This is a genomic window from Cupriavidus numazuensis (genome assembly GCF_905397435.1).
GTDB lineage: Bacteria > Pseudomonadota > Gammaproteobacteria > Burkholderiales > Burkholderiaceae > Cupriavidus > Cupriavidus numazuensis.
This window is the reverse complement of sequence record NZ_CAJPVI010000008.1, coordinates 18,672-44,462: the sequence shown is the minus strand read 5'-3', so window position 1 is coordinate 44,462 and position 25,791 is coordinate 18,672. Positions and strand designations below refer to the sequence as shown.

At 64.0% G+C, this 25,791-nt stretch carries 19 protein-coding genes and 1 pseudogene; 10 read left to right on the top strand and 10 right to left on the bottom strand.

What is annotated here, in order from left to right; all coding sequences use genetic code 11:
* Positions 1-36 precede the first annotated feature (36 nt).
* On the top strand, positions 37-1,137 hold the full coding sequence (locus KHO41_RS08380) for a porin (RefSeq protein ID WP_211952818.1): 1,101 nt from the start codon (positions 37-39) through the stop codon (positions 1,135-1,137).
* Between the two features lie 133 nt (positions 1,138-1,270).
* On the top strand, positions 1,271-2,539 hold the full coding sequence (locus KHO41_RS08375; RefSeq protein WP_211952817.1) for an MFS transporter: 1,269 nt from the start codon (positions 1,271-1,273) through the stop codon (positions 2,537-2,539).
* A gap of 16 nt (positions 2,540-2,555) precedes the next feature.
* Here the strand turns inward: KHO41_RS08375 and KHO41_RS08370 are convergent, their stop codons facing one another.
* The 8 genes and pseudogenes from KHO41_RS08370 to KHO41_RS08335 all read right to left on the bottom strand — a co-directional run bounded on the left by KHO41_RS08370 (position 2,556) and on the right by KHO41_RS08335 (position 13,395).
* Positions 2,556-2,939, bottom strand: a complete 384-nt coding sequence (locus KHO41_RS08370; protein ID WP_244873752.1) for a GNAT family N-acetyltransferase — start codon at positions 2,937-2,939, stop codon at positions 2,556-2,558.
* Between the two features lie 289 nt (positions 2,940-3,228).
* A complete protein-coding gene (locus tag KHO41_RS08365; RefSeq protein ID WP_211952815.1) occupies positions 3,229-4,971 on the bottom strand; it encodes an ATP-binding cassette domain-containing protein in 1,743 nt (580 codons plus the stop codon).
* 893 nt (positions 4,972-5,864) lie between these two features.
* A complete protein-coding gene (locus tag KHO41_RS08360; RefSeq protein WP_376989707.1) occupies positions 5,865-7,010 on the bottom strand; it encodes a porin in 1,146 nt (381 codons plus the stop codon).
* Positions 7,011-7,090: 80 nt separating this feature from the next.
* Positions 7,091-8,035, bottom strand: coding sequence for an aromatic amino acid DMT transporter YddG (gene yddG, locus KHO41_RS08355; protein ID WP_211952813.1), 945 nt, complete (start codon positions 8,033-8,035; stop codon positions 7,091-7,093).
* 90 nt (positions 8,036-8,125) lie between these two features.
* A pseudogene (locus KHO41_RS08350) lies at positions 8,126-9,635 on the bottom strand (aldehyde dehydrogenase).
* On the bottom strand, positions 9,635-10,543 hold the full coding sequence (locus KHO41_RS08345; RefSeq protein WP_211952812.1) for a dihydrodipicolinate synthase family protein: 909 nt from the start codon (positions 10,541-10,543) through the stop codon (positions 9,635-9,637). Before KHO41_RS08345 ends, KHO41_RS08350 begins: the two are co-directional and overlap by 1 nt.
* Before the next feature lie 76 nt (positions 10,544-10,619).
* On the bottom strand, positions 10,620-11,945 hold the full coding sequence (locus KHO41_RS08340; RefSeq protein WP_211952811.1) for an MFS transporter: 1,326 nt from the start codon (positions 11,943-11,945) through the stop codon (positions 10,620-10,622).
* Between the two features lie 130 nt (positions 11,946-12,075).
* On the bottom strand, positions 12,076-13,395 hold the full coding sequence (locus tag KHO41_RS08335; RefSeq protein ID WP_211952810.1) for an NAD(P)/FAD-dependent oxidoreductase: 1,320 nt from the start codon (positions 13,393-13,395) through the stop codon (positions 12,076-12,078).
* 351 nt (positions 13,396-13,746) lie between these two features.
* Between KHO41_RS08335 and KHO41_RS08330 the strand changes: the two genes are divergently transcribed.
* The 4 genes from KHO41_RS08330 (at position 13,747) to KHO41_RS08315 (ending at position 18,495) form a co-directional block, all read left to right on the top strand.
* Entirely contained in the window at positions 13,747-14,478 is a 732-nt protein-coding gene (locus KHO41_RS08330) for a GntR family transcriptional regulator (protein WP_211952809.1), read from the top strand.
* A 1,255-nt stretch (positions 14,479-15,733) separates the two neighbouring features.
* On the top strand, positions 15,734-16,717 hold the full coding sequence (locus tag KHO41_RS08325; protein ID WP_211952808.1) for a Bug family tripartite tricarboxylate transporter substrate binding protein: 984 nt from the start codon (positions 15,734-15,736) through the stop codon (positions 16,715-16,717).
* Between the two features lie 35 nt (positions 16,718-16,752).
* On the top strand, positions 16,753-18,108 hold the full coding sequence (locus tag KHO41_RS08320) for an acyclic terpene utilization AtuA family protein (protein ID WP_211952807.1): 1,356 nt from the start codon (positions 16,753-16,755) through the stop codon (positions 18,106-18,108).
* 36 nt (positions 18,109-18,144) lie between these two features.
* Positions 18,145-18,495, top strand: a complete 351-nt coding sequence (locus tag KHO41_RS08315) for an AtuA-related protein (RefSeq protein ID WP_211952806.1) — start codon at positions 18,145-18,147, stop codon at positions 18,493-18,495.
* On the opposite strand, the gene KHO41_RS08310 is transcribed toward KHO41_RS08315, so the two are convergent.
* Together KHO41_RS08310 and KHO41_RS08305 are read right to left on the bottom strand one after the other, a co-directional pair.
* Positions 18,405-19,262, bottom strand: a complete 858-nt coding sequence (locus KHO41_RS08310; protein WP_211952805.1) for an IclR family transcriptional regulator — start codon at positions 19,260-19,262, stop codon at positions 18,405-18,407. The two genes, KHO41_RS08315 and KHO41_RS08310, sit on opposite strands and share 91 nt — an antisense overlap.
* A gap of 23 nt (positions 19,263-19,285) precedes the next feature.
* Positions 19,286-20,479, bottom strand: a complete 1,194-nt coding sequence (locus tag KHO41_RS08305) for an acyl-CoA dehydrogenase family protein (RefSeq protein ID WP_211952804.1) — start codon at positions 20,477-20,479, stop codon at positions 19,286-19,288.
* Between the two features lie 166 nt (positions 20,480-20,645).
* On the opposite strand from KHO41_RS08305, the gene KHO41_RS08300 reads away from it, so the two are divergent.
* The 4 genes from KHO41_RS08300 to KHO41_RS08285 all read left to right on the top strand — a co-directional run bounded on the left by KHO41_RS08300 (position 20,646) and on the right by KHO41_RS08285 (position 25,689).
* Positions 20,646-21,311: a GntR family transcriptional regulator gene (locus tag KHO41_RS08300; RefSeq protein ID WP_211952927.1), complete on the top strand. Its 666-nt coding sequence runs from the start codon at positions 20,646-20,648 to the stop codon at positions 21,309-21,311.
* A 75-nt stretch (positions 21,312-21,386) separates the two neighbouring features.
* Positions 21,387-22,358, top strand: coding sequence for a bifunctional helix-turn-helix transcriptional regulator/GNAT family N-acetyltransferase (locus KHO41_RS08295; protein ID WP_211952803.1), 972 nt, complete (start codon positions 21,387-21,389; stop codon positions 22,356-22,358).
* A 182-nt stretch (positions 22,359-22,540) separates the two neighbouring features.
* Positions 22,541-24,076, top strand: coding sequence for a DUF1254 domain-containing protein (locus KHO41_RS08290; RefSeq protein WP_211952802.1), 1,536 nt, complete (start codon positions 22,541-22,543; stop codon positions 24,074-24,076).
* An 86-nt stretch (positions 24,077-24,162) separates the two neighbouring features.
* Entirely contained in the window at positions 24,163-25,689 is a 1,527-nt protein-coding gene (locus tag KHO41_RS08285) for a DUF1254 domain-containing protein (RefSeq protein ID WP_211952801.1), read from the top strand.
* Positions 25,690-25,791 lie beyond the last annotated feature (102 nt).

The window sequence follows — 25,791 nt, the reverse complement described above, 5'->3', positions numbered from 1 at the left end:
CATCCGCAAACAGAACGACAATATCCCGGAGACTACATGCGCCACGCGCTCATTCCACTCGCCCTGGCAACGGCCCTGCCCCTAAGCGTCCATGCCCAGAGCAACGTCACGCTGTTCGGCATGCTCGATGTCGGCATCAGTTACGTGTCCAATGAATCGGGCCACCACAACATCAAGGCCGACGATTCGATCTGGACGCCCAGCATCTGGGGTCTGCGCGGCACGGAGGACCTCGGTGCCGGCTACAAGGCAGTCTTCGAGCTTGCCTCGCAGTTCTCGGTCAACGACGGCAAGGGCATTCCCGGACCGTCAGCGGACTTCAACCGGCAGGCCTTCGTGGGGTTGTCGAAGGACGGCCTTGGCAAGCTGACCTTTGGCCAGCAGTACAACCTGATGGCCGACTTCCTGTTCTTCCCGCCCGCGCGCATCGACGGCACCTTCTCCTACGGCGGCCTCTACAACATGCGCCACGGGCCGTTTGCGGCGCTCGGCATTCCCAACAATCCCACCGGCGCGTTCGACTTCGACCAGACCGGCGGCACGTCGCGCGTGTCGAACTCCGTCAAGCTGACCAGCGAGAGCTTCGGCGGCCTGCGCGTCGGTGCGCTGTACGGCTTTGGCGAGGCGCCAGGTTCCGCCTCCACCGGCAACACCGTTGGCTTCGGCGTGAACTACCTGCGCGGCGGCTTCGCGTTTGGCGCGGCCTACAACGAGACCAAGTACGCGCAACTCAACAACGGGCGCGACGGCATCCGAAATGCAGGCGCAGGCATCGGGCAGCAGTTCGGCGAACTGTTCGCCAGCGTGCTCTACACCTACACGCGCAATACGCTGACAGGTGCCACCGTCCAGGTAGCGCAGATCGGTGGCATGTACGCGTTCGGTCCGGCATGGCGGCTCGGCGCCAACTACCAGTACATGAAAGGCAACGCCACGCTCGACCACAACCGCGCGCAGCAAGTGACCGGCGTACTGCAGTACGCGTTCTCGAAGCGGACCACGGCGTACCTCGAGGCTGTCGGGCAGTGGACGGGTGGCGACGTTGCCGGCGGCCACAATGCCTGGATCAACGGCGCCGGCCCTGCCAGCAGCACCACGCAGGTCATCGGCCGCATCGGCCTGCAGCACATGTTCTGACGCCGCAGGCGTCCTCATCCCTTCCTTGTCTTTGCAATCTGCGCCGGGGGCCAGCGGCTTCCGTGGCATCGGACGCGCTCGCGCGTCGTCCGGGCACCCCGGCGCCGTTCAGGCGATTCTCAGGAGACACGCCATGCAACACCACCAATCCCCCTCTTCCCGCGCTGCGTCCGGCTGGGACCGTACCTACGAATGGAAGGCCGTCCTGCTGCTCTCGCTGGGCTTCGGCCTGGTGGGCATCGACCGCTTCATGATCATGCCGCTGTTCCCGGTGATGATGCAGGACCTGCACCTCGACTATCAGGACCTGGGCCATATCACCGGCGCGCTCGCCATTGCCTGGGGCTTCTCGGCGATGTTCATGGGCAACCTGTCCGACCGGCTCGGGCATCGCAAGGTCCTGATCCCGGCCATCGTCGTGTTCTCGCTGCTTGCAGGACTGTCGGGTCTGGCAACCGGCGTGGGCTCGCTGGTCGCCATCCGCGCGCTGATGGGGCTGGCCGAAGGCGCCTACACGCCAGCCAGCATCGTGGCGACGATGGACGCCTCGAAGCCGAGCCGCCACGGCATGAACGTGGGCCTGCAGCAGATGGCGCTGCCGTTGTTCGGGCTCGGCATCGCGCCGATCCTCGTCACGCAGTTGCTGAAGGTGGTGGCATGGCACTGGATCTTCGCGATCGTGTCGATCCCGGGCCTGGTGATCGCCGTGCTGCTGTACCGGGTATTGCGCAACACGCGCGCCGCCGAGGCCGATGCGCACACGACCGTGCACGACACCGCCGGCCATAAGTGGAGCGACGTCTTCCGCTATCGCAACATCCCGCTGAATATCGTCGGCATGCTGTGCTGGCTGACCTGCCTGGTCGTGCTGAGCGCGCTGTTCCCGAACTACCTGACCGACTACCTGCACCTCGGCATGGAACAGATGGGCTATGTCCTGTCCGCTATCGGCTTCGGCGGCATGCTGGGCACGCTGGTCATGCCGGCGCTGTCGGACCGGATCGGCCGCAAGCCGGTGATGGTGCTGTCGGTGCTGGCCGCGGGCGTCTCGCTGTTCCAGCTCATGCAGACCGGCGCGGATCCCGTGCGCCTGTTCCAGTGGCTGATGCTGACGCTGTTGTTCGTGTTCAGCATGATTACGCTGACAGTCGGCCCACTTAGCGCGGAATCGGTACCGGCGCGGCTGATGTCGACGGCGTCCGGGCTGGTAGTCGGCATCGGTGAAGTGTTTGGCGGCGGTCTCGCGCCCGTCATTGCCGGCTACGTCGCCAAGCATTACGGCATCCAGTACATCCTGCATCTGGGCATGGGTGCGCTAGCGCTGGGACTGCTCGTCACGCTGTGCCTGAAGGAAACTGTTCCGGCGCGGCGAGCAGATGCCGCGGTGGTCCAGCATCCATAACCCCGAGAACGCGCGCTCAGTTCAACTGGCGCGCCATGAAATGCGTTCGCGCGCCAAAGCTGCGCAGCAGGCTCAACGACAATTGCGTCTCGCGCACCAGGCTGTCGATCGGGGTCAGCGTAAAGCCATGCCGGGCGAAGAAGCCCGGATGTTCGTTCGTCAGCACCGTCGCATTCCGGCAGCCGCCGGCGCGGGCTCGCATCAGGAGCGCGCTGACGATATAGGTGGCCAGCCAGCGTCCCCGGAATTCCGATAACACCGCAACGGTATGGATGGCGAACGTACGGCCGTACTGTTCGCCATAGGCACAGCCGACGATCCGTTTCTCGAACTCTGCCACATGGTAGAGCCGGCAGACTTCGTTTGCCTCGGCAAGCGTCAGGCCACAAGCTTCCAGCACCTGCGCAATGCCTGCCTTATCGTCATCTGTGGCTGCACGGAGTCGAACGTCTCTTATCATTTTGCTTACTGCGTAGTGGACTTTCGCTTCCTTAATACTAGTCCCATACTAGTCCGTCGGCGACCATCCGGGAACTGGAATACCAAGAATTCGGGAAACTATGCGCCTTCGCCGGCAAGGTTGTCATCACCCAGCCGAGTCGACGATGCGCGAATCCGCACACGCAACGCGATTTTCTGGCGATGGTGTCGACAATGCCGGCCGACAATAGACGGCGTTCGCATCGCGATCAATGGTTCCGCCTGGCGAGTACCTCCTCGCGCGGACCGGCGTCGACCACGCGGCCTGCCTCCACCACCACGACGGTGTCGAACCGGGGGAGCAGGCTCGGCCGGTGCACCGAAGCGACGATGCACGCCGACGGGAACGCCGCAAACATGCGATCGAACACGCGGCCCTCGGCCTGCGGGTCGAGCGCGCTGGTTGGTTCATCGAGCAGCAGCAGCGAGCTTCCCCGTGCCGCCAGTGCACCGCGGGCCAGCGCAAGCCGCTGCCGCTGGCCGCCGGAAAGATTGCCGCCGCGCTCGCTGATGGCGCTGGCCAGGCCCGCCGGCAGGCGCTGCAGCACCTCGTCGAACACACCTGTCTGTACAGCGGCATGCAGCGCCTCGGTATCCGCCGGCTCACCGAAAGTGAGGTTTTCCTCCACGCTGGCCTCGAAAACCTCGGCCTCCTGCGGAATCAATGTGGACAGCGTGCGCAATTCGGTCCAGTCCTTCGCCGCGCCGTCACGCTGGAGTTCGCCCTGCTGTGGATGATAGAGACCAGCGAGCGCACGCAGCAGCGTGCTTTTGCCACCGCCGCTCGGACCGATGAGCGCGACGCGCGCCCCGCGTCTCAGCAGCAGATCGATGCCATGCAATCCGCCACGCGCGTCATCCGGATAGCGCCACGTGACACCGCGCAGTGTCAGGCTCTGCCACGGCGCATTCGGCACGACCACGGGTACGCCCGCGTCCGGATCCCCGGGCGCGGCCCAGATCGGCTCGGCACTGCTGTAGTCCGTATGCATGCGCGCGAAGCTCTGGAAATTCGACGCCATCGCACCGACCACCGACGCAGCCTGCTGCGCATACTGGTAGATCATGAAGACCGTGCCAAGCAGCACGGCCTGCCCGGGCTGGCGGGACTGCAGCACATACACCACCACCAGAATCCACGTAAGCCCCATGCCGAGCAGATCCACGGCGAACCACTTGCCTTCGTTGACCATGACCGCGCGACGCAGCGGTGCCATCACGGCATCCATGCGCCGGCCCAGCAGCTTGCGCGACGCCGTCTGCAAACGCAGGCCGATCACCGTGCCTGCATTGCCGATGAAGTCGAGCAGTGCGGCGGCATAGCGGCGCTCCGCATCGTTCTCGGCGCGTGCCAGTTGCATCAGCGCACGGTCGAAGCGCAGGATGATGATGGCGATGACTACGTAGCCGGTCACCGCGATCAAGCCACTCGTGCTCGACAGCAAGGCAAGCGCGACAATCGGGCCGACGAAGTTGAAGGCGCTCTGCAGATAGCCGAACTGGTTCTGCGCGAAGTCCGACAGCGCCCGGCTGGACTGCACGACACGGTGCTGCAGCTCGCCCGAATGCCGGCCGTCGCGCCACGCCAGCGGCGCCGCGGCGATGCGCGCATAGAGCTGGTCGGCCAGCCGCTCGCGCACGCGAACGCCAACATTGCGCTCCAGCACGCGTCCCGGGCCATGGAGCAGCCATGACAACAGGTAGATGCCGATCAGATAGAGAATCCAGCGGCCAGCGAGATCCAGATGGTCCTGCTGTAGTGCATTGATGGCCTGCGCGGCCAGCCACGGCATGGTCAGCCGCAGGAGTTGCGCCGCAGACAGCAGGCCTGCGGCGCCAAGCATGTGGGGACGGACGCCTTCAGCGTGGCGCCAGAGCGCGCGATAGAGGTCGCGTGCCGCGCTGCCAAGGCCGATGGCGGGTGCAGCGGTGGTGGAATCGGACTCGGTCATGCAGTCATTGCTCCTTTGCCACGTATCTGGGGGAGTATGGGGCAAGGTGGCTGGATTGGCACGGGATGTTGTTCGCGGATTTGCATAGGGCATTCTTCGCTGTTCGCCGGCGTAGCCGGCGGGGGCTACTGCTTCGGGACGGGCGATCGTTCTTGGCAGGCGCCGCTGTTTCGCCGGCGTAGCCGGCGACCTACTTTTACCCGAGCGGTAAAAGTAGGCAAAAGCGCGTTTACGTGGTCAAACAAGGGCTCAATGCCATTGGGGCATCAGAGGACCGCTGGACTGCCTGCCGCGTAGATGATTAGGATGGGACAGCGCGTACGAGCGAACCCGGATTACGGAGTGGTCCCTTCTAACAACGCCCTCACGGGGACGCCTACGGCTGCGCTACGCGCGGCTCGGAGTAAGGCCGCGAAGGTCTGACCCGAACGGCGCTCCAGTGACGATGCCTTGGGCGCATTGCATGCGCGTAGAGACAGGAAATTAGGAACTGGAACTGGAATGGGGACTCGGGCACCAGCGACGCTGATGAGATCGCATCCAGACGACGACCTGCGCTCAGCGCAGCCGAAGGCGTCCCACCACTGATCTGATTGGAACGCTGTACCCGAGTCCGTCTTGGGGATCGTCCAAAAGCCGTGCCGCGCGAGGCACAGGTTCTGACTCACATGGCGTAGCAGGGTCGAACCACTGACCACCATCGCAGGCGTCCAAAGCCGTTTGAACCCCTGCCACCGTGGAATTGATGGCCAGCGGCAACGACGCGCTTTTTGGTTACTTTTTGTCGCTCGGACAAAAAGTGACTCGCCGGCTACGCCGGCGAAACAGCGGCGCATGCCAAGAACGACACCCCATTCCCAACCACAAAACCCCCAGCAATTCCCCCAAACAACCTAAAAGAAATGCCGCATCCCCACCCGCAACAACAGCTGATTCCGATTCGACGAGACATTCGCTGCACCGGCCACGTAAGCGGCATCCAGCACCGAACCCGTGGTATCACCCCCCACATGCTGATACACACTCTGCAAGTAGACGTCGGTGCGTTTCGACAACACGTAATCCGCCATCAATCCGAAGGAATGGTACGTCGGATACTGCTTCCCAGACGTCGCATCAAAGCTGGCGCGTGTATAGGTGTACATCGCCCCGAGCCAGTACGACGCGGCGAACTGATACTTGGCATTGACCTCGAGATTTCGGAAACGCAGCGACGCCAGCCGTCCCACAGGCGGCGCGATCGGCCCGACATAGCCCGAGCTTTGCGGATCGTCGACTTGCGCATCGGAATAGGCCAGCCCCACGGCCGCCTTGCCCGCCGTATAGGTCACGCCGGCACCGAAGATCCTCAGCTTGCTACCCAAGAGATTCTGATCGCCACTGTTGTTGATAGCGCCGTACGACGTGGCGGACGGATTGTCGGCGCGAAGATACGCTGCCGACACCAGCCAGCCGCCGCGTGTGTACTGGCCACCCACGCTGTACAGCCGGTTGTTCGCGAACCGGACGTCATCGCTGAAGCCATAGGCGCCGCCGAACTTCAGGCCACCCAACGAGGGGCTGGCGTACTTGACCGTGTTGTTGACGCGAAACGTGTTGATCAGATTGTCGTTGTCGTACGGGTGCGCAAACATGTAGCCGCCCCAGTTGCCGCCCGCCGTGTGCTGCGCGAGATAGTCGACGACGGAATCGTACTGGCGGCCGACGGTGACGGCGCCGAGGCGGTCGCTGGTCAGCCCCATGTAGGCCTGGCGTCCGAACAGCAGTCCGCCCTGGTAGGCGCGGCCGGTGTCGACATCGAATCCGTTCTCTAACTGGAAGATGGCCTTGGTGCCGCCACCGAGGTCTTCGGTGCCCTTGAAGCCCCAGCGGCTGCCGTGAGGGAATCCGCTGGCCATCTCGACGTTGCTGTGCCCGCCGACGTTGCTCGTGTAGTTCAACCCTTCGTCGATCACCCCGTACAAAGTCACCGCGCTCTGCGCGCATGCCGGGGCCGAGATGGCGCACGAGGCAATGACTGCCGACAACCGTATCTTCAAATTCGTTCTCCGGAACATTCTTTCGTCCTGCGATTCATGATCCATGGAAGGCCGATGAGCTGATTGCATCGGCCGGAAGCTCATTGTTTCTGGACACGCTCGTGCGCCGGGTTATGGTCGGGCGTTGCAGCCACCTTGCGCCGCGGCGCGCGCGTCGCCAGCCAGCACAGCACGGACCCCGCGCACACCAGCGACGCGCCCTTCCAGAACGCCAGCGAAAGCGGCGTATGCAAGAGCAAGCCAGCCAGTGCCGCGGAAATGACAGGGATGAAGTACGACGCGCCGGCGAGCACCGTCACGTTGCCGTGCAGGATGCCCACGTTCCACGCCGCGTAGCCGAAGCCCATCGCCGACGCCGCCAAAGCCAGGTAGATGACAGCGTGGTAGCTGAACGCCATCGGCGCATGCTCCCCGGTGAAGTACTTGATCCACAGCGCCAGTGCAGTGAGCATGAAGAACAGCGTGACACCGTTCTTGCCGCCGGCAATCCTGTTGGTCACCGTGCAATAGGCCGCCCAGATCAGCGCGCCCGCGAAGGCTAGGCCGTAGCTGAGCGGGTTGTCCTTGACGTTGGCCACCATGCCTGCAACATCCAGCCCCTGCTCGCCACCCAGCACCACGCAAATACCCAGGATCGCAATCAGGAAGCCCGGCACGATCAGGAAATTCGCCTTCTGCTTGTTGAAGGCGATCGCGCACAGCATGGTGAAGGACGGCCAGAGGTAATTGACCATCCCCACCTCGATCGCCTGCCTGCCGCTGTTCGCATAGCCGATGGACAGCGACAGGCACAGCTCGTACGAGACGAACAGGATGCTGCCCCAGACCAGATAGCGCCGCGGAAATTCCCGCATCCTGACAAAACCGACCGTCAGCAACAACAGCACAGACGCGACCGAATAGATCATGGCGGCACCGCCGGTCGCACCAAGGCTTTCACTGACGCCACGGATGAGGCCGACGATGGAACTCCACAACAGGATCGCAATGAGCCCGATCAATGTGGCTTTACGCGTGCTTTGCATGACACCTGCTTTCATTGGCTGGCTAATTAAAAGGTCGCCATTATCCCCTCGGCCGCAGCGGCGCGAGGCAAAACCGGCTTTTCGCTCCTCTTAATCGGCACCGACCTGCTCCGGCACGTCGATCCAGATGGTCTTGATTTCCGTGTACTGGTCGTGCGCCCACGCCGACTTGTCGCGTCCGCCGAAGCCCGACTCCTTGTAGCCGCCGAAAGGCGTGGTGATGTCCCCTTCGCCAAAGCAGTTCACGGGTGACCACGCCCGCGCGAATCTGGCGGGACAGCCGGATGGCATGGTTCAGGTTGCTCGTGTAGACCGATGCCGCCAGGCCATAGACGGAATCATTGGCCAGCGCGATGGCTTGCGCGGTGCTGGTGAACGTCGTGACCGACAGGATGGGGCCGAAGATTTCTTCCCTGAACAGTCGGCTGTCCTGGCCCACGCCATCGACCACCGTCGGCTCGACGAAGTTTCCGGCCTGCGTACCGCCGCCGAAGGCGACGCGCAGGTTCTCGGCGCCTGCCTGCTCCAGGTACGACCGCACCTTGCGGAAGTGGGATTCACTGACGAGCGACCCGAGACGATGCTCGGGATCAAGCGGATTTCCCATCTTCCATTCGCGCATATGCACGCCAATGCGCGCCAGCAGTTCGTCCTTCACGTCCGCGTGCACGATCAGCCGCGACGACGCCGAGCAGTTCTCGCCCATGTTCCAGAACGCGCCGTTGACGATGTGCTGTGCCACGATATCGATATTGTCGATGTCGTTCATCACCACCGCGGGATTCTTGCCGCCGCACTCGAGCACGATCCGCTTCAGGTTCGATTCAGCCGCGTACTTGAGGAACAGCCGGCCGGTGTCTGTCGACCCGGTGAAGCTGACCATGGAGACATCCATGTGCCGGCCCAGCGGTTCGCCGACTTCGCGGCCTCCGCCGGGAAGGACATGGAAGACCCCGGCCGGCACGCCGGCCTCATGCGCGAGTTCGGCCACGCGCAGCGCGGTCAGCGTGGTTTCCTTGGCAGGCTTCACGATCACCGGGCAACCAGCCGCCAGTGACGGGCCGATCTTCCAGGCCAGCATCAGCAGCGGGAAGTTCCACGGCAGCACGAGCCCGACCACACCAATGGGCTCGCGCACCACCAGCGACAATGCGCCCGGCCCGACCGGCGCGGTACTGTCGTAGATCTTGTCGATCAGCTCGGCATGCCAGCGGATCGTATGGATCGCCTCGGGCACGTCGGTGGCCTGGCATTCGCGGATGGGCTTGCCGCTGTCGAGGCTTTCCATCACCGCGAGTTCATGCGCATTCTGCTCGAGCAGGTCGGCGAACTTCAGCAGCACGGCCTTGCGCTCGCCCGGCGAGCGGCGGTGCCAGCGTCCATCCTCAAATGCGGCCTTGGCGCTGGCCACAGCGAGGTTCACATCGCGGGCATCGCAGGCGCTGATTTCCGTCAGGACCTCGCCCGTCGCAGGGTTCGTGGTCACGAAGGTTTCACCGGACACCGAGGGAACAAATGCGCCGTTGATGAATGCCTGCGACGGCAGCGCGATACGCCTCGCGATGACTGCGTAGTCGGACGCGGTCAGAACGCGGGCCATCAGGCTTTCTCCCCGACGATCACAGAAACGTCGTGCTTCAGCTTGCCGACCACGGCCTGCATCCGCTCCTTTTCGTCTTCATCGAGCCCTTGCAGCGGTGCCCGGACGCCGCCCGCGCGCAGACCCGCGATTTCGCAGCCGTATTTGATCGACTGCACGAACTTCCCGCCTTCCAGGAAATCCATCAGCGGCATCATTGCAGCCATGATGCGGCGGCCCTTGTCGAAGTTCTTCTCGATGACGCAGGCTTCATACAGCGCGACGTGTTCGCGCGGGATGAAGTTCGAGCCCGCACACACCCAGCTGCGCGCGCCCCAGGCGAAGAATTCCAGCGCCTGGTCGTCCCAGCCGCAGGAGATTTCGATATTCCGGAACTCCGTCGCCAGCATGTGCAGCTGGGCCATCTGGCCCGAGCTTTCCTTGATGGCGACCACATTGCGCGACGCCGCCGAGACCGTGCGGAAGAACTCGCGGCCCATCGACACGCCCATCCGGCCCGGGTAGTTGTAAAGCATGATGGGCAAGTCGGCGGCCTTGTCGATCGCCAGCGCGTGGGCCGCGTTCTCTTGCTCGGTCGGCAGCGCGTACGGCGGCGATCCGACGAGGATCGCATCGGCCTGGATCGACTTCGCGCCCTTCGCATACTCCACCGACTCTTCGGTGCGCACCGCGCCGGTGCCGACGATCAGCGGCACGCGCGTGCCGATCACGTCCTTGGCGAACGCGGCCAGCGCCAGCCGCTCTGCCGGGGTATGCGCGTAGTACTCGCCGGTCGATCCGCCGATGATGATGCCGTGCACCTTCGCTTCGATCAGGGACTCCAGGACTTCGGCAAAGGCGGTGTTGTCGATTTCCCCGTTCGTGTTCAGGGGCGTGATGGCAGGCGTGTAGATGCCTTCGAATTTCATGGTTTCTCCGTCAATACAGGAAAGAGGTGTTCAAGGAAGCGGCCGCGTTTCCGCAGCCGCGGGTGTGTTGCGGGATTCAGCGCAGCGATGCGGCCTCTTGCAGGCTCAGTGCGCGCGTCTCCGGGGCGATGGCCAGTGCGACCAGCAGGCCGACCAGCGTCACGCCGGCCGCGGCGAACATCGTGTGGCCGACGCCGATGCTCTGCAGCGAAATCGGTACGAGCCAGGTGCCGATGGCCGCGCCGACGCGGGACAGCGATGCGCCGAGGCCAACCGCGGCCGAGCGGATTTCCGTCGGGAACAGCTCGTTCGGGTACACCAGCTGCAGCACCTGCGCGCCACCGATGAACACGGCATAGGCGCCGAACAGCATCAGCACCAGCACTTCCGAGCCATTCGAGAACATGCCCAGGCCCAGCAGCGCGAGACCCGACCACAGAAAGCTGTGGATCAGCATGCTGCGCCGGCCGATGACATTGATCAGGCGCGTGGCGATGATGCAGCCCACCACGAACAGCATGGTGATGATCACGGAGCCGAGCGATGCCCACTCGCCCTTGAGGTTGAGCGCCTGCAATACCGTCGGTGCGAATGCGTAGACCGCGAACACGGGAATGACCGAGCAGCTCCAGAACACCGCCACGAACAGCATGCGCTTGCCGTAGCCCGAGTGCAGCAGGTCCAGCAGCGACACCTTCTTTTCCGTCGGCTGCTCAGGCATGTTCTTCAGCGAGAACGTCGGGCCGTAGACCTTCTTGATGATTCGCTCCGCTTCTGCGGCGCGGCCCTTGCTCAGCAGCCAGCGCGGCGACTCGGGCGTGCCGATGCGGATCAGCAGCAACACGACGCCGATGACCGCCGGGCTGGCCAGCACCAGGCGCCAGGCATCGGGCCGGCCGCTATCGAGCAGCGCGTTGCCCACCACGTAGGCTGCGGCAGCACCGGCGAACCACAGGATCGTCAGCATCGCGAGCCGCGGGCCGCGGTACTTCCGTGGCATGAACTCGACCAGCAGCGATCCCGCGACGGGGTATTCGAACCCGACACCAATACCGATCAGGAAGCGGAAGAAGAACAGCGCTGCGCCGGAGTCGGCCCAGTACTGCGCCACGGAACAGATCACGAAAATCGCCGGGCCGACGAAATAGAGCTTGCGGCGGCCGAGCGAGCCGGTCAGCAGCCCGCCGAGGAAGCCGCCGAAGAAAATGCCGATCAGCGCCGAGGCGGCGACCATGCCCTGCCAGAAACTGGTCATGTCCAGCGCGGTTGAGAGCTGGACCATCGCCACGCCGATGATGCTCAGGACGTAGCCGTCCAGCACCCAGCCGCCGCCGGAACGGATGCTGAGCAGCTGGTGAAAGCCGTTCAGGGGTACGTCTTCGATAGACACATGGTTATTCACGCTTTGTCTCCTGCGTATGCCCGGATGTTGCGATCCTGAGATTCGGAATCCGGGTCGTATGGATGGTGGATAGGGGCTGATACCTGCGGCATGCCATGCCGCAGGGTTGGTGTTGATGGTTGTCGCCGCGTCAGACTTCCCGGCCCGCGCGCCGCTGGCCCAGCCAGAGGTTTGCGTTCACGCCGAGCGAAAGGAGCGGCTCGGGCGGGTTGCGGTTAGGGCCCGGCGACGACAGCAGAAAATCGATCAGGCCATTGCGCTCGCCGGCAAGGTAGTCCGCCAGCAGCGTGCCGGTGACCGTGCCCCGGGTGATGCCAAGCCCGTTGCAGCAGAGCGCGCCATGGACATTGGGAGCGAGCTGCCCGAAATGACCCATGTGATTGCGCGATAGCGCCAGCGAACCGCCCCACGTGTATTCGAACTCGACACCGGACAGCATCGGGAAGCGGCTTTCGAACGAGCTGCGATGTGTCTTGACGAAGCGGTCGAGATACTTCTGCTGGCTGCGGCCGTCGCGGTTGAAGCTGAAGCTGTTGCGCACGAGGATGCGGTTGTCGTGGGTTCGGCGCAGCGTGGTGCCGAACGGATCGGCCGGAATCAGCCCCCAGAACGTCTTGCCGCCAAGGCGGGCCTGCTCTTCCTGCGTCAGCGGCCGTGTCAGGCTCGCGTAGGTGAAGATCGGCAGCATGGTGCCTTGCAGAAAGCCGAAGCGCATGCCGAAGGCATTGTTCGTGAGGATCAGCTGGTCCGCGACGATGCGGCCGTTGCGGTGCGAAAGCACGACCTTGTCGCCGTATTCGACATCGGTGATCGCCGTGCGCTCGTACAGCGTGACGTTGCGCGGCAGGCTGTCGGCCAACCCCTTCACCAGTGCCGACGGCTGGATCAGTGCCGTGCCCGGCGTGAACAAGGCCTTGCGATAGAAGGACGTGCCGATGTGGGCCGGCAAGTCCTTGCCGTCGATCATTTCATACGCCTGGCCGAGTTTGTCGAGGCCGCGCCGATACGCATCGAGCACCGCCACGCCCCGCTCTTCGATCGCCGCCTGGTACTTCCCGGATGCGCGGAAGTGGCAATCGATCTTGAACTCCTCCACCAGCGCCTTGAGGATCCGCTGTCCCGTCAGGTTGAGGTCCAGGCTGGCCTTTGCCGTGGCGATGTCGCCGATGTAGTCGTCCGCCCCAATGTCGTGCGGAAGATCGATCGCGAAGCCCGCGTTCCTGCCCGACGAGCCGAAGCCGACTTCCTGGGCTTCGACGAGCACGACCTCGTCGTCCGGGAAATGGTGTGCAAGCGTGCGGGCCGCGGCGAGGCCGGTGAACCCGGCGCCGACGACTACCCAGCGCGCATGCGTCGTTCCCGCATGGGACGGCCGGGGCTGGCGCGGCCGGCTCAGGTGGAACCAGCCGCAGGTCATGTCATCGGCTGGCAGCGAAGTCACTTTTGTCATCTCAACACTCACTCTCTTCTTGGGCCGGCCCGCCGGTGGCGAGGCGCTGTGGCAGACGTCGCGGTGCGTGCAGGCGAGCGGCATTTCGTCCGTCATCGCGCATCCGTTTTTACGTCTACTATTTGTAGACACAGAATATTCATTGGCTAGACATGCCGCCATCAGGGTTTACGCAGAGATAAATGAGGCCGAATGCGCCCTGAAAAGCGCAAAATGCACAGACCGCCGCACGGGGAGAAATGCGCGGGCTCGACAGAGAGGAACCTGTGGGAGGGACCCGCGGCGCCCGGGGCGGGCGGATGCTATAGAATGTCTACGATTGATAGACAGAAAAAACGTCAGGAAAACGACATGGCAAGACCCAAGGCCGCCACGGAAAACGATGCGCCACTCACGGATGCCGCGGTCGACCGCAAGGCGCTGCTGAGCGAGACGCTGCGCCGGCGCATCGTCAGCATGGAACTGGCGCCTGGCGCCGTGGTGGACGAACTGGCGCTAAGCGAGGAATTCGGCCTGTCCCGGCCGCCCGTGCGCGAGCTCATGCGGCAGATGGCGGCCGAGGGATATATCGAGCTCGAGGCGAACCGGGCCGCCCGGGTGTCGTCGATGAGCCATCAGTCGCTGCGGAATTTCTTCCAGGCGGCACCGCTCATCTACATCGCGACGACACAGCTCGCGGCGGCGAACGCCACGCGCGGCGAGATCGACGAGCTGAAGCAGATCCAGCAGCAGTTTCGCGACGCGATCGAGAAGAACGATGTCGAGAACCGCGTGCTGTTCAACGATGCCTTCCACTTGCAGATCGGGAAGATGGCACACAACCCGTATCTGATGCCGAGCCTGCGGCGCATCCTGATCGACCACGCCCGCCTCGGCAAAATCTTTTATCGGCATCCGACCACGAATGACATGGAAGAGGATCTCGACAAGGCTGCCCACCAGCACGACGAGATCATCGACGCGATCGAACGCCATGACGCCAGCGCGGCTGGCGACATCGTGCGTGCCCACATGGATCTGTCGCGCCGCCGGATCACCGAATACGTGGCGCCGGTTGGCGTCGATGTCCCGTTGGCGTATTGATCTTCGGGCCCTTCCCGCATCGGTCATCCAGGACATATCGACCGTCCCATTCGGTTGCCCGTTGCAGGTGTCCGGGTTGCCCAGGTTGCAGCAGGCGCTGCGAGCCGCCTCGCAGCGCGACGAAGCGATTACGTAGAAACCACTTAATTCCGACCTTAGATTGTTTCAATTGTCTTCAGCGCGCTGCGGGCTTATCTTGCCAACAAGGCCTCCCCTGCAGAACGCTCCCCGTTTCTGTTTAAGGCCGTTGAAAGCGCGGTGCGTCCGCGCTTTTTTTTGGGTCATCGCCGAATTGCGGGGGTATCGCTCTTGGCATGCGTGGCTGTTTCGCCGGCATAGCCGATGGGGCTTCTCGTTGGGGGTGGGTTGTCGATCTTCGCTGGCGCGGCTGTTTCGCCGGCGTAGCCGGCGACCTCCTTTTGTCCGAGCGACAAAAGGAGGCAAAAGCGCGTTTACGTGGTCAATCCAAGGCTCGATGCCGTTGTTGCATCAGAGGTCCGCTGGACTGCCTGCCGCGTAGATGATTAGGATGGGCAGCGCGTACGAGCGAACCCGGATTACGGAGTGGTCCCTACTAATATCGCCTTCACGGGGACGCCTACGGCTGCGCTACGCGCGGTTCAGAGTAAGACCGCCAAGGTCTAGTCCGAAGCTCGCCTCGGTGACGAAGCCTTGGGCGCATTGCATGCGCGTAGAGACAGGCATCAGGAACTGGAACTGGAACTGGAACGGGGACTCGTGCGCCAGCCACGTTGATGAGCTTGCGTCCAGACGACAACGTGCGCGCAGCGCAGCCGAAGGCGTCCCACCACTGACGTTGTTGAAACGCTGTACCCGAGTCCGTCTTGGGGATCGTCCAAAAGCCGTGCCGCGCAAGGCACAGGTTCTGACTCACATGGCGTAGCAGGGTCGAACGGCCGACCACCATCGCAGGCGTCCAAAGCCGTTTGAACCACTGTCGCCGTGGAATTGATGGCCAGCGGCAACGACGCGCTTTTTGGTTACTTTTTGTCGCTCGGACAAAAAGTGACTCGCCGGCTACGCCGGCGAAACAGCAGCGCCCGCCAAGAACGACAACCCCACAATTCGTCGAAGAACCTTTTTCTTGTGATCGGTGCGCGCAGACTCAGATTTTCACTCAATGAAAATTCCGCCCGTTTGATTGACGCCGTTTACGGCAGCTTCCTACCATGTGCGCACAGAGTTTCCCTCGATGAAACCGACGCCTGCGCACATCGCGCCCAGGAGACAGCCGATGACTGCATTCCCACGCCAGCGCCTGCTGGCCGCCCTGCCGTTGCTGTGCGCCGCGCTTGCCATGCCGGCAAGCGCCGCCGAAACGTTCCCGACCAAACCCATCCGGCTCGTAGTGCCATTCACGCCAGGTGGTACCACCGATATCCTCGCGCGGCTGGTCGCGCAGAAGTCTGGCGAAGTGCTCGGGCAGTCGGTCGTGGTCGACAATCGCCCCGGCGCCGGCGGCAATATCGGTGCCGAGGCCGTCGCCCGCAGCGCGCCCGATGGCTATACGCTGCTGATGGGCACACTGGGCACGCAGGTCACCAACCAGTTCCTCTACGCGCGCATGCCCTACGACAGTGCACGCGATTTCACGCCCGTGACGCTGGTGGCCAATTCGCCCAACGTGCTGCTCGTCAACAGCACACTGCAGGCGAATTCGGTGGGGGAGTTGATTGCGCTCGCCAAACGGGAACCGGGCAAGATCAACTATGCCTCGACCAGCACGGGCGGCTCGCCGCACCTCTCCGGCGAACTGCTGAACGCGATGGCAGGCGTGAACATGCAGCATGTGCCTTACAAGGGCGCGGCGCCCGCGATGACGGACCTGCTCGCGGGCCAGGTCAACCTGATGTTCGACAACCTGCCATCCGCACACGCGCAGATCCAGGCGGGCAAGGTCAAGGCGCTTGCAGTGACCAGCGTCAAGCGTGCGTCGGTGCTGCCCAATGTGCCGACCGTGCGTGAATCGGGATTGCCAGGCTACGAGGTGAATTCCTGGTTCGGTTTGCTCGCACCGGCGGGCACGCCGCCCGAGCGCGTGCGCCAGATCCAGCAGGCCGTCGACAAGGTGCTGGCCATGCCGGACGTGCGCAAACGCATCGAACAACTCGGTGCAGAGCCGGGCGGCGAAGGCTCCGCCGCGTTCGCCGCCGAAATCAAGGCCGATACCGAGAAGTGGTCGCGTGTGATCAAGAGCGCGGGCATCAAGGCGCAATGACCGATGCGTATCACCAAACCAGGACACATGACGTCATGACCCAGAACACTACGCTGCGCATCGGCTCGGGATCGGGCTGGTGGGGGGACCGCGTCGAACCCGCCGAGCGCTCCGCGCGTCTCGGCAAGCTCGACTACCTGTGCTTCGAGACCATGGCCGAGGCGACAGTTTCGGCCGCGCAGGTGCGCAAGCGGCGCGATCCCGCTTTCGGCGGCTACGACACGTATCTCGACGACCGCATGCGTGCCGTGCTGCCCCATTGCATCGCGAACGGCACGCGCATCATCAGCAACCAGGGCTGGATCCATCCGCTCGGCGCGGCCCGGCGCGTGGCCGAACTATGCAAGGAACTCGGCCTGCCCGACGTGAAGATCGCGGCCGTCACCACCACCGATCTGACGGGCAGCATCTGCGAACTCGACCTGACGTTGCTGGAAAGCGGCGAGCACGTATCGACACTGCGCGAAACGCTGATCAGCGCGGAACCGTACGAGGGTGTCGGGCCGATCGTCGAAGCGTTGCGCGCCGGGGCGCAGATCGTGATCACGGGGCGTGTCGCCGACCCGTCGCTCTTTCTGGCCCCGATGATCCATCACTTCGGCTGGCAGGCCGACGACGTTGCGCGGCTCGCGCGCGGCAGCGCCATTGGCCACCTGCTCGAATGCGGCGCGCAGGTGACCGGTGGCTACTTCGGCGACCCCGGCTACAAGGACGTGCCCGAGCCGTGGAATCTCGCATTCCCGATTGCGGAAGTCGAGGCCGATGGCAGCGCGGTGATCTCGAAGGTCGCGGGCAGCGGCGGCCGCATCGACCTGCAGACCGTCAAGGAACAGATGTTCTATGAAGTCCACGACCCGCGCCGCTATATCACGCCGGATGTGATCGTCGATTTCTCCACCGCCGTATTGGAGCAGGTGGCACCCGATCGTGTGCGCATCAGCGGCGTGAGCGGACAGCCACGCACCGACACCCTCAAGGTGTCACTGGGCTGCACGGAAGGCCATATCGGCGAAGACATGTTCTTCTATGCGGGCCCCGGTTGCCTGGAGAAAGCGAAGCTCGCGAAGCGCATTCTCGAGGAACGCTTCGCCATGGCGGCGTTGCAGGCCGACGAGTTGCGCATCGATTTCCTGGGCGTCAATGCGGTTCACGGTGCGGCATCGCCCGAGCCCGCGTGCGAGCCCAACGAGATCGCGGTGCGCGTGGCGGCCCGCACGCGCACGCGGGAAGAAGCGGCCAAGGTCGGCCGCGAGATCGACAGCATGGCCGTATGCGGACTTGCCTCCACTGGAAAGCGCGTGCCGCACCAGGACCGTACGCGCGAGATCATCGGCGTGTGGTCGGCACTGGTGCCGCGCACGCTGATCCGGTCGCAGGTCCAGTTCGTCTGACTATCCGCATCCGCCACCTGACCGGGAGACCACATCATGCGCGTACCGTTGCGCCGCCTTGCGCACAGCCGTTCCGGCGACAAGGGCAACACTTCGAACACCGCCGTCATCGCCTATGCGCCGGAGTTCTATCCGCATATCAAGCAGCAACTCACCGCGGATGCGTTCAAGGCGCACTACGGCACGCTGATCACGGGAGTGGTCACGCGCTATGACGTGGATGGCCTGCAGGTCCTCAACTTCGTCGCCGAGGGCGCGCTGGGCGGCGGCGTGTCGCGCAGCCTCGCGATCGACAACTACGGCAAGGCGCTGGCCAGTGCCGTACTGCGTTTCGAGATCGAGATTCCGGACGCGCTCGCGCCGCTGCTGCGCGGACCGGCACACTGAGGTCCGCCCGCCGGCACCACGACGCGCGTCCATGCGCCGGTGACGCGGCGCGCTTCCTGCCGGAGGTGGCGCGCAAGGCTTGTCTCGCGACTGCGGATGCGGTTGCTGAGCGCCGCCACGCTGAGCGCGCCGATGGGTCGGCCGTCGTAGTCGAGAATCGGCACGGCAATGCCGCCCATGCCTTCGACCACCCAGTCCAGGAACAGCACATAGCCGCGCGCGCGTGCGGCCTCTGCCTCGGCAGCGATCGACGCCGCGTGCAGCCGCGGATAGTTCGCCAGTTTGCGCGCCGTCTGCTGCAGGCGGCGCGTGCGCTCCGCCGGAGGCAGCCACGCGAGTACAGCGAGGCTGCCCGCGCCCACACCAAGCGGGCGCCGCGTGCCGACTGTCACATAGTTCGCATGTACGGGAAACGTGCCCGTGACGACGTCCGAGCACACGGCCTCGCCGCGGCTGGCCTCGGTGAGCACGGCGGTGTCTTCGAACGACTCCTGCAGCCGCTGCAAGGCCGGATGGGCCAGCTCGCGCAGGTCTACCCGGCGCTGCCCTACATCGGCAAGCTGGAACACCTCGGGGCCGATGCCATAGCAACGCTTGTCGTCACGCGTGGCGAAGCCTTCCTGCACGAGCATGTCGAGCATGCGCGACGTCGTGGCAGGGTCAAGGCCGGTGGCGCGCGCCACATCGCTCATGCGGCGCACTTCGGGATCGGATAGCGCGCGCAGAACTGCCAGCGCGCGCTGCACAGGGGACGGGCGCGTTGCCATGACGGGGCGCTCAGCGAACGCTATCAGCCATGTTGCCGCGCCCCCAGCGTGTCGCGCTTGATTTTCTTCGCAAGCGACCACTTGTGAACTTCGGTCGGGCCGTCGTAGATGCGGAAGGCGCGCAACTCACGGAACGCCTGGTCGACGATGGTGTCGCGCGATACGCCATTGCCGCCCAGGATCTGCACGCAGCGGTCTGCGACGCGGAACAGCGCTTCGGAGACAGCCACCTTGGCCATCGAGCTTTCCGTGGTGCCCGCCGAACCCGTGTCGAGCACGCCTGCGCACCAGTCGATCATCAACGCGGCCTGCTGCAGGTCGATCAGGTTTTCCGCCAGCATGAAGCCGACGCCCTCATGGTCGATCAGCAGCTTGCCGAATGCCTTGCGCGTGGTGGCATAGGCACGCGCGATCTCGTCCGCGCGCGTGACGGTGCCGAACCAGCGCATGCAGTGCGACAGCCGCGCCGGCGACAAGCGCACCTGCGCGTAGCGGAAGCCTTCGTTGACCTCGCCCAGCACCTGGTCGGCAGGCACACGCAGGCCATCGATCAGGACCAGCGCGTGGCCGCCCGGCATCGAACTGTCGATGGTGTCGAGCACGCGCTCGGTGCGGATCGCCGGATGCGGCAGGTCGACGAGGAACATCGTCGCCTGCGCGCGTTCACCGTCGCCGGTGCGCGCCATGATGATGCCCACGCTGGCGCCTTCGGCACCGGTGATGAATTTCTTGCGGCCGTTGAGCACCCAGTCATTGCCATCGCGGACAGCGGTGGTGCTCAGCATCGACGGATCGGACCCTGCGCCGCCCTCTTCCGCGGGCTCGGTCATGAAGAACGCGGAACGTGCTTCGCCGCGAACGAGCGGGTCGAGAAACCGCGCCTTCTGCGCAGCGGTCGCCACCTTGCCCAACAGGAACATGTTGCCTTCGTCGGGTGCCATGGTGTTGACGGCGACGGGGCCGAGCGGCGACAGGCCCGAGCGCTTGAGCACTGCGGCGGTCTCATGCTGGCTCAGATGTGAGCCATCGGCCAGGATGTGCGGCGTCATGACGCCGGCAGCACGTGCCTTGGTGCGCAGTTCCAGCACCAGGTCCGCGGTTGGGCCATGCGCGGTGCAGCGCGGGTCGCTTTCGTACGGCGCCACCACGTCGCGCACGAAACGCTCGACACGGTCCGCGATTTGCTGGCTTCTTTCGGTGGGACAAGGAGTAAACATGGGTGCCATTCCCTCGACTTGATGGGGTTCGTCCACTTGCGGACCGTTTGCAGATGGGATCAGATTGTAGGATGATTTCATCCCATGTCAACGGTTCCAGTCCGGGTGGACCCGCCAATCGATTAGAATCGCCGCCGTGCCAAGACCAACCTCCCCTGCCTCCGCCATGCCCATCGATACGCCCGCTGACGCCAGCCTGGCGGACGGCAGCGCATCCGACACCGTGTTCTTCGGGATCATGAGCGGGCTGGAACTGGGCAGCTTCGTGCCCGGCCAGCGGCTCGTGGAAACAGACCTTGTCGCGCACTTCGGAGTCGGGCGAAATTCGGTGCGCGAGGCGCTGCAGCGGCTGGCCGCCGAGGGCATCGTCGACCTGCAACGCCATCGCGGCGCGGTCATCCGGCGGCTGAGCCTGCAGGAAACCCTCGATGTACTCGATGTCGCGGAACGCATGACTGGCCTGCTCGCGCGCGCCGCCACGCGCGGCAGCCGCAACCGGCCGCAGGTTCAGGCATTGCGCGCTTCGGTACAGGCGCTCGTCGCCGCGGAGAAGGTCCAGGACGGCGAGACGTTCTCCAACGCCAGGCGGCATTTCTATCGCACGCTGCTGGAAATGGGCGACAACCGCGAACTGCGCCGGCTGTTCCCGACCATCCATATGCCGATCGTGCACGCGCAGCATCGGCTGGCTTCGTTGCGGCAGATGCGGCTCGACGACTACCGTCGCATCGCTACGGCGGTACTCGCCGGCGAGCCCGACGCGGCCGAGGCCGCCGGCGCGGCGCATGTGCAGAATGTGCGCGGCGCCATTCTGGACAGGCAAACCGCCTGAACTCACGCGCCCAGCTTGACCAAGTTGCGAGTCGCAACTAATATTGGTTGCGACTCACAACTTTTTGGACTGGCCATGGATTTCATCGACGTTCCCGCCATCACCCGGGACACCACGATCCTGTCGCTGCGCGACGTTTCCCGCAGACTCGTCCGCGAACTGGGATTCATGCGCTCGACCCTGGCCAATAGCGACCTGGCGCCATCGGCGGTTCACGCCGTGCTGGAAATCGGCATGAAGCCGGGCATCACGGCAAAAGATCTGGCCACCATCCTGCGGCTCGACAAGTCGAATACCAGCCGGCAAATCGCACGCCTGGAAGCCGCAGGTTTTGTGGAGCGCCGGGTGTCCAGCGACGACGCGCGTTCGTCCGAGCTGTATTTGAGCGCGGAAGGGAAATCACTCAGGGCAAGGATCGACCAGTTCGCGACCAGCCAGGTATCGAATGCGCTGCGGCACATGGCGCCCGCCGACCAGCAAGCCCTGCTTCGCTCGCTCGCACTGTATGCCAATGCGTTGGCACAGGACAATGCCGGCAATGCGCCCGCTTCCCCGCCGGAAGCGGAGCAGATTGTCGAGGGCTACCAGCCCGGCTGCATCGGCGATATCGCCAGCCTGCACGGGCGTTTCTATTCGGCGCATTGGGGCTTCGGTGCTTTCTTCGAGAAACGGGTCGCCACGGAACTCGCCGAATTTGCCGGGGCGTTGCCAGTCGACGGCAAGGCGCTTTGGCTCTATGTCGAAAATGGCCGCTCGCTAGCCTCTCTCGCCATCGACGGCGACACGACCACGGGCATCGCGCATTTGCGCTGGTTCATCGTCGACGAATCGCTGCACGGTTCGGGCATCGGACGCGAACTCATGGCGCGCGCCATGCGCTTCGTCGATGCGCAGGGGTTCCGCGAAACGTATCTCTGGACGTTCAAGGGACTCGATGCGGCTCGCCATTTGTACGAGTCGCATGGCTTCCGGCTGAGCGAGGAGTTCGAGGGCAGCCAATGGGGGACCACGGTCACGGAGCAACGCTTCAACCGGGTCTCCGGCTAACGTCGCGTGCAAAGATGCGGTATGTCGAAAACCAAACCTGACGGAAGACCAAATAATTCATATCGCACTCAAAACGATTCACTTCCGAATGGCAAGAACGTTATGCAGCATACGTAGCTGGAACACCGCGCGCACGCGCTTGTGCGGTGATTCGAAACTGCGCAGACCACCGAACGCAAGCCATGGCCGACCAAGACAATGTCAACGTAACAAGAAGGCTGTTCACCGTCCTGGGCGGCGCCTTGCCCCTGGCTTACGCTTCGCTGGCCACGATCCCGCAATCCGCTTCGGCGGCAGAAACCAAGGGCAAGGGCGCAACACAGAAGTCTGCCGGCGCAACCGGCCCTGAGGCCAGCAAAGAAGTCCAGCCACCACCCGGGCTACTCATGCATTCCGGCTATACGCAGGTGATCGCGCGCATGGCCTACGTGTGGGGCTGGCCGATGGTCAATATGCTCAACCGCAACGCGAAAATCACGCAAGCGCCGCAACCTGGGCTGTTGAACGGCGTGTTGCCCGTGGCACCGCGCGGTCAGGTCGCAATGCTCCATGACTACATCGATCCGACCGAGACGTTCGTGACCTGCCCCAATCAGGACGTGACCTACGGACTCGGCTTCTTCTCGCTTGACGAGGAGCCGGTGATCGCGCAAGTTCCCAACTTCGGCGACCGTTTCTGGGTCTACGCGTTGTATGACGCGCGTACCAACCAGTTCGGTGAACTCGGCAAGCCCTACAAGAGCAAGCCCGGCTTCTATCTGCTCGTCGGCCCGAACTGGAAAGGCAGCAAGCCTGCCGGCGTCACCGGCATCATCCGTTGTCCGACTGCACTGGCAAATGCCATTCCACGTGTGTTCATGAACGATACGCCGGAGGATCGCAAGATCATCCAGCCGGTGCTCAACCAGATCGTCTTCTATCCGCTGAAGCAGTTCGACGGCCGCATGAAGACCATCGACTGGGCCAAGGCGCCCGTGATCCCCGGCCCGAAATCAGACGGCGGCGGCGAGACCACATGGGTGGTCCCCGAGAAGTTCTTCGACCAGTTCGGACAGGTGCTCGACACCGTGCCGCCGCTACCGGGCGAAGAAGCGCTCTACGCGCAGTTCCGCTCGCTGATGGAAGTGGCGAACCGCGATCCGGAGACGAAGAAGTGGCTCGTTTCCACTGCCGTCGAAACCGAACGCGACGTCATCGCGCCATTCTTTGCGTGGCGCCACAACGGACTGCCTGCCGGCAACGGCTGGAATCGTTCCACCAACAATGCGCAGACGGGCTTCGACTATTTCGACCGTACCGGCACGGCCAAGTCGAATATGTTCGACAACAGGCCCACGGAGACGCAGTACCTCTATACCGACTTCGACGCAACGGGCGCGGCCCTGAACGGCGCCAACACCTACGAGATCGTCTTCCCCGCCGGCCAGGAGCCGCCGGTCAACGGCTTCTGGTCGCTGACGCTCTACAACGACAAGCACCTCTTCCATCCGAACGACCTCAAGCGCTATTCGCTCGGCACGAAGAACACCACGCTGAAGCGCAATCCGGATGGCTCCCTGACGCTCTACGCCGGCGCGAAGTCACCCGGTGCGGCGCGCGAATCGAACTGGCTGCCTGCACCAGGCGGCAACTTCTCGCTGTACATCCGCGCCTACTGGGGCAAGCAGCCGATTCTTGATGGCAGCTGGAAACCGCCCGCAATCCGGAAAATGGCCTGAGAACAGCTCCCGATGGCAGGGCCAGTGCTGCACAGGCCCTGCCGTGAACGCACCGATAGGCCACCAATCCGGAGATGAAGCCGCTCATGAAACAACCAAATCGCACCTTCACGCACCTGGCGCTTGCCGCAGCCGTGCTGACGTCTTCCGGGACTGCACTGGCGCAGGCCTCGCACTTTGATGCGCTCGCCAATGCGCCGTTCGAGAAGGACTATCCCACGGCGGATTCGACACGCCTGCTGCGCGACGAGCTGATCTTCCAGCGCGCCGCGCAAGCCTATCTCTGGGCGCTGCCGGCCATCAACATCTGGGCCATGAAGGAAGGCTCGGAAAAGGTGTTTGGCGCGGGCTACAACGTGCTGCCGGTCTGGAAGGAGCGGATCAAGGCATCGACGCTAGTAACCACGCCGAATTCCGACGTGGTCTACGCCATGGGCTACCTTGACCTGAAGAAGGACGGCCCGCTCGTCGTCGAGGCGCCGGCCGGCGTCCAGGGCATCCTGGATGACTTCTTCCAGCGGCCGCTTGTCGGCCCTACGATCGATGGCCGGACCTGGGTCGGCGACGTCGGGCTCGCGGGGCCCGACAAGGGCAAAGGCGGCACCTATGTGCTGCTGCCCCCCGACTACAAGGGCGAGCCGCCGAAAGGCAGCGTGCCGAAAGGCGCGTTCATCTACCGCTCGCGGACCTACAACGTCTTCCTGTTCTGGCGCACGTTCTTCAGCGATCCCAAGGACCTGTCGAAGCCCAATGCGCAGATCGCCGCCACGCGCATCTACCCGCTTGGCCAGAAGGCAGCGGCGAAGCCCATGCAGTTTCCGGATGGCAACGCAAAACCCGCCGACCTGCTCTTCCCGCGCGATATTCGCTACTTCGAGATGATGTCCCGCTTCATCGACAGCGAGTACGTCGATCCGGCCGATCTCGACATGCGCGGCTTCCTGCATACGATCGGCATCGAGAAGGGCAAGCCATTCTCGCCGTCGCCCGAGATGCGCACCCTGCTCGACCGCGCGGCGCAGACCGCGTTCAAGATGAGCAAGGTCGTGATGACCGACATGATCAACCGTGAGCCGGGCAGCAAGTACTACCCGGACCGGCAATGGATCAATGTCTTCGCCGGCGAAAACACGTCGTTCCAGTCCAGCCAGACGTTCACGAACCTGGAGCAGCGTTCGGGCTTCTTCACCAGCGCCTATTCCGCAAGCCCCGGCATGGTGATGAACATGGTGAACGCCGGCGCCAAGTACCCTGTCACCTTCCGTGACAAGGACGGCAACTTCCTCGACGGCGGCCAATCGTACAAGCTGCATCTGCCGCCGAAGATTCCTGCGAAGAACTTCTGGTCCGCCACGGTCTACGACGGCACCACGGCTTCGGGGCTGGACAACGGACAGTCTCACCCGTCGCTGAACCAGATGGACAAGCCGGTGCAGAATGCCGACGGCTCCACCGACCTCTACTTCGGCCCGACGGCGCCTGCCGGCAAGGACAAGAACTGGCTGCGCACGGTACCCGGCAAGGGCTACTTCGTGATCTTCCGGCTCTACTCGCCCGAGCAGGCATTCTTCGACCAGACCTGGAAACCTGACGACATGGAAAAACTCAGGTAGTGGGTTCCGGGCGCCGTTGGCGCCCGGCCTGCCCTGTACCGATCGTCAGCACCTCGGGCGTCAAGGCACGCAAGGGACCGGCGCCGCCGCTGTGCCGGCTGG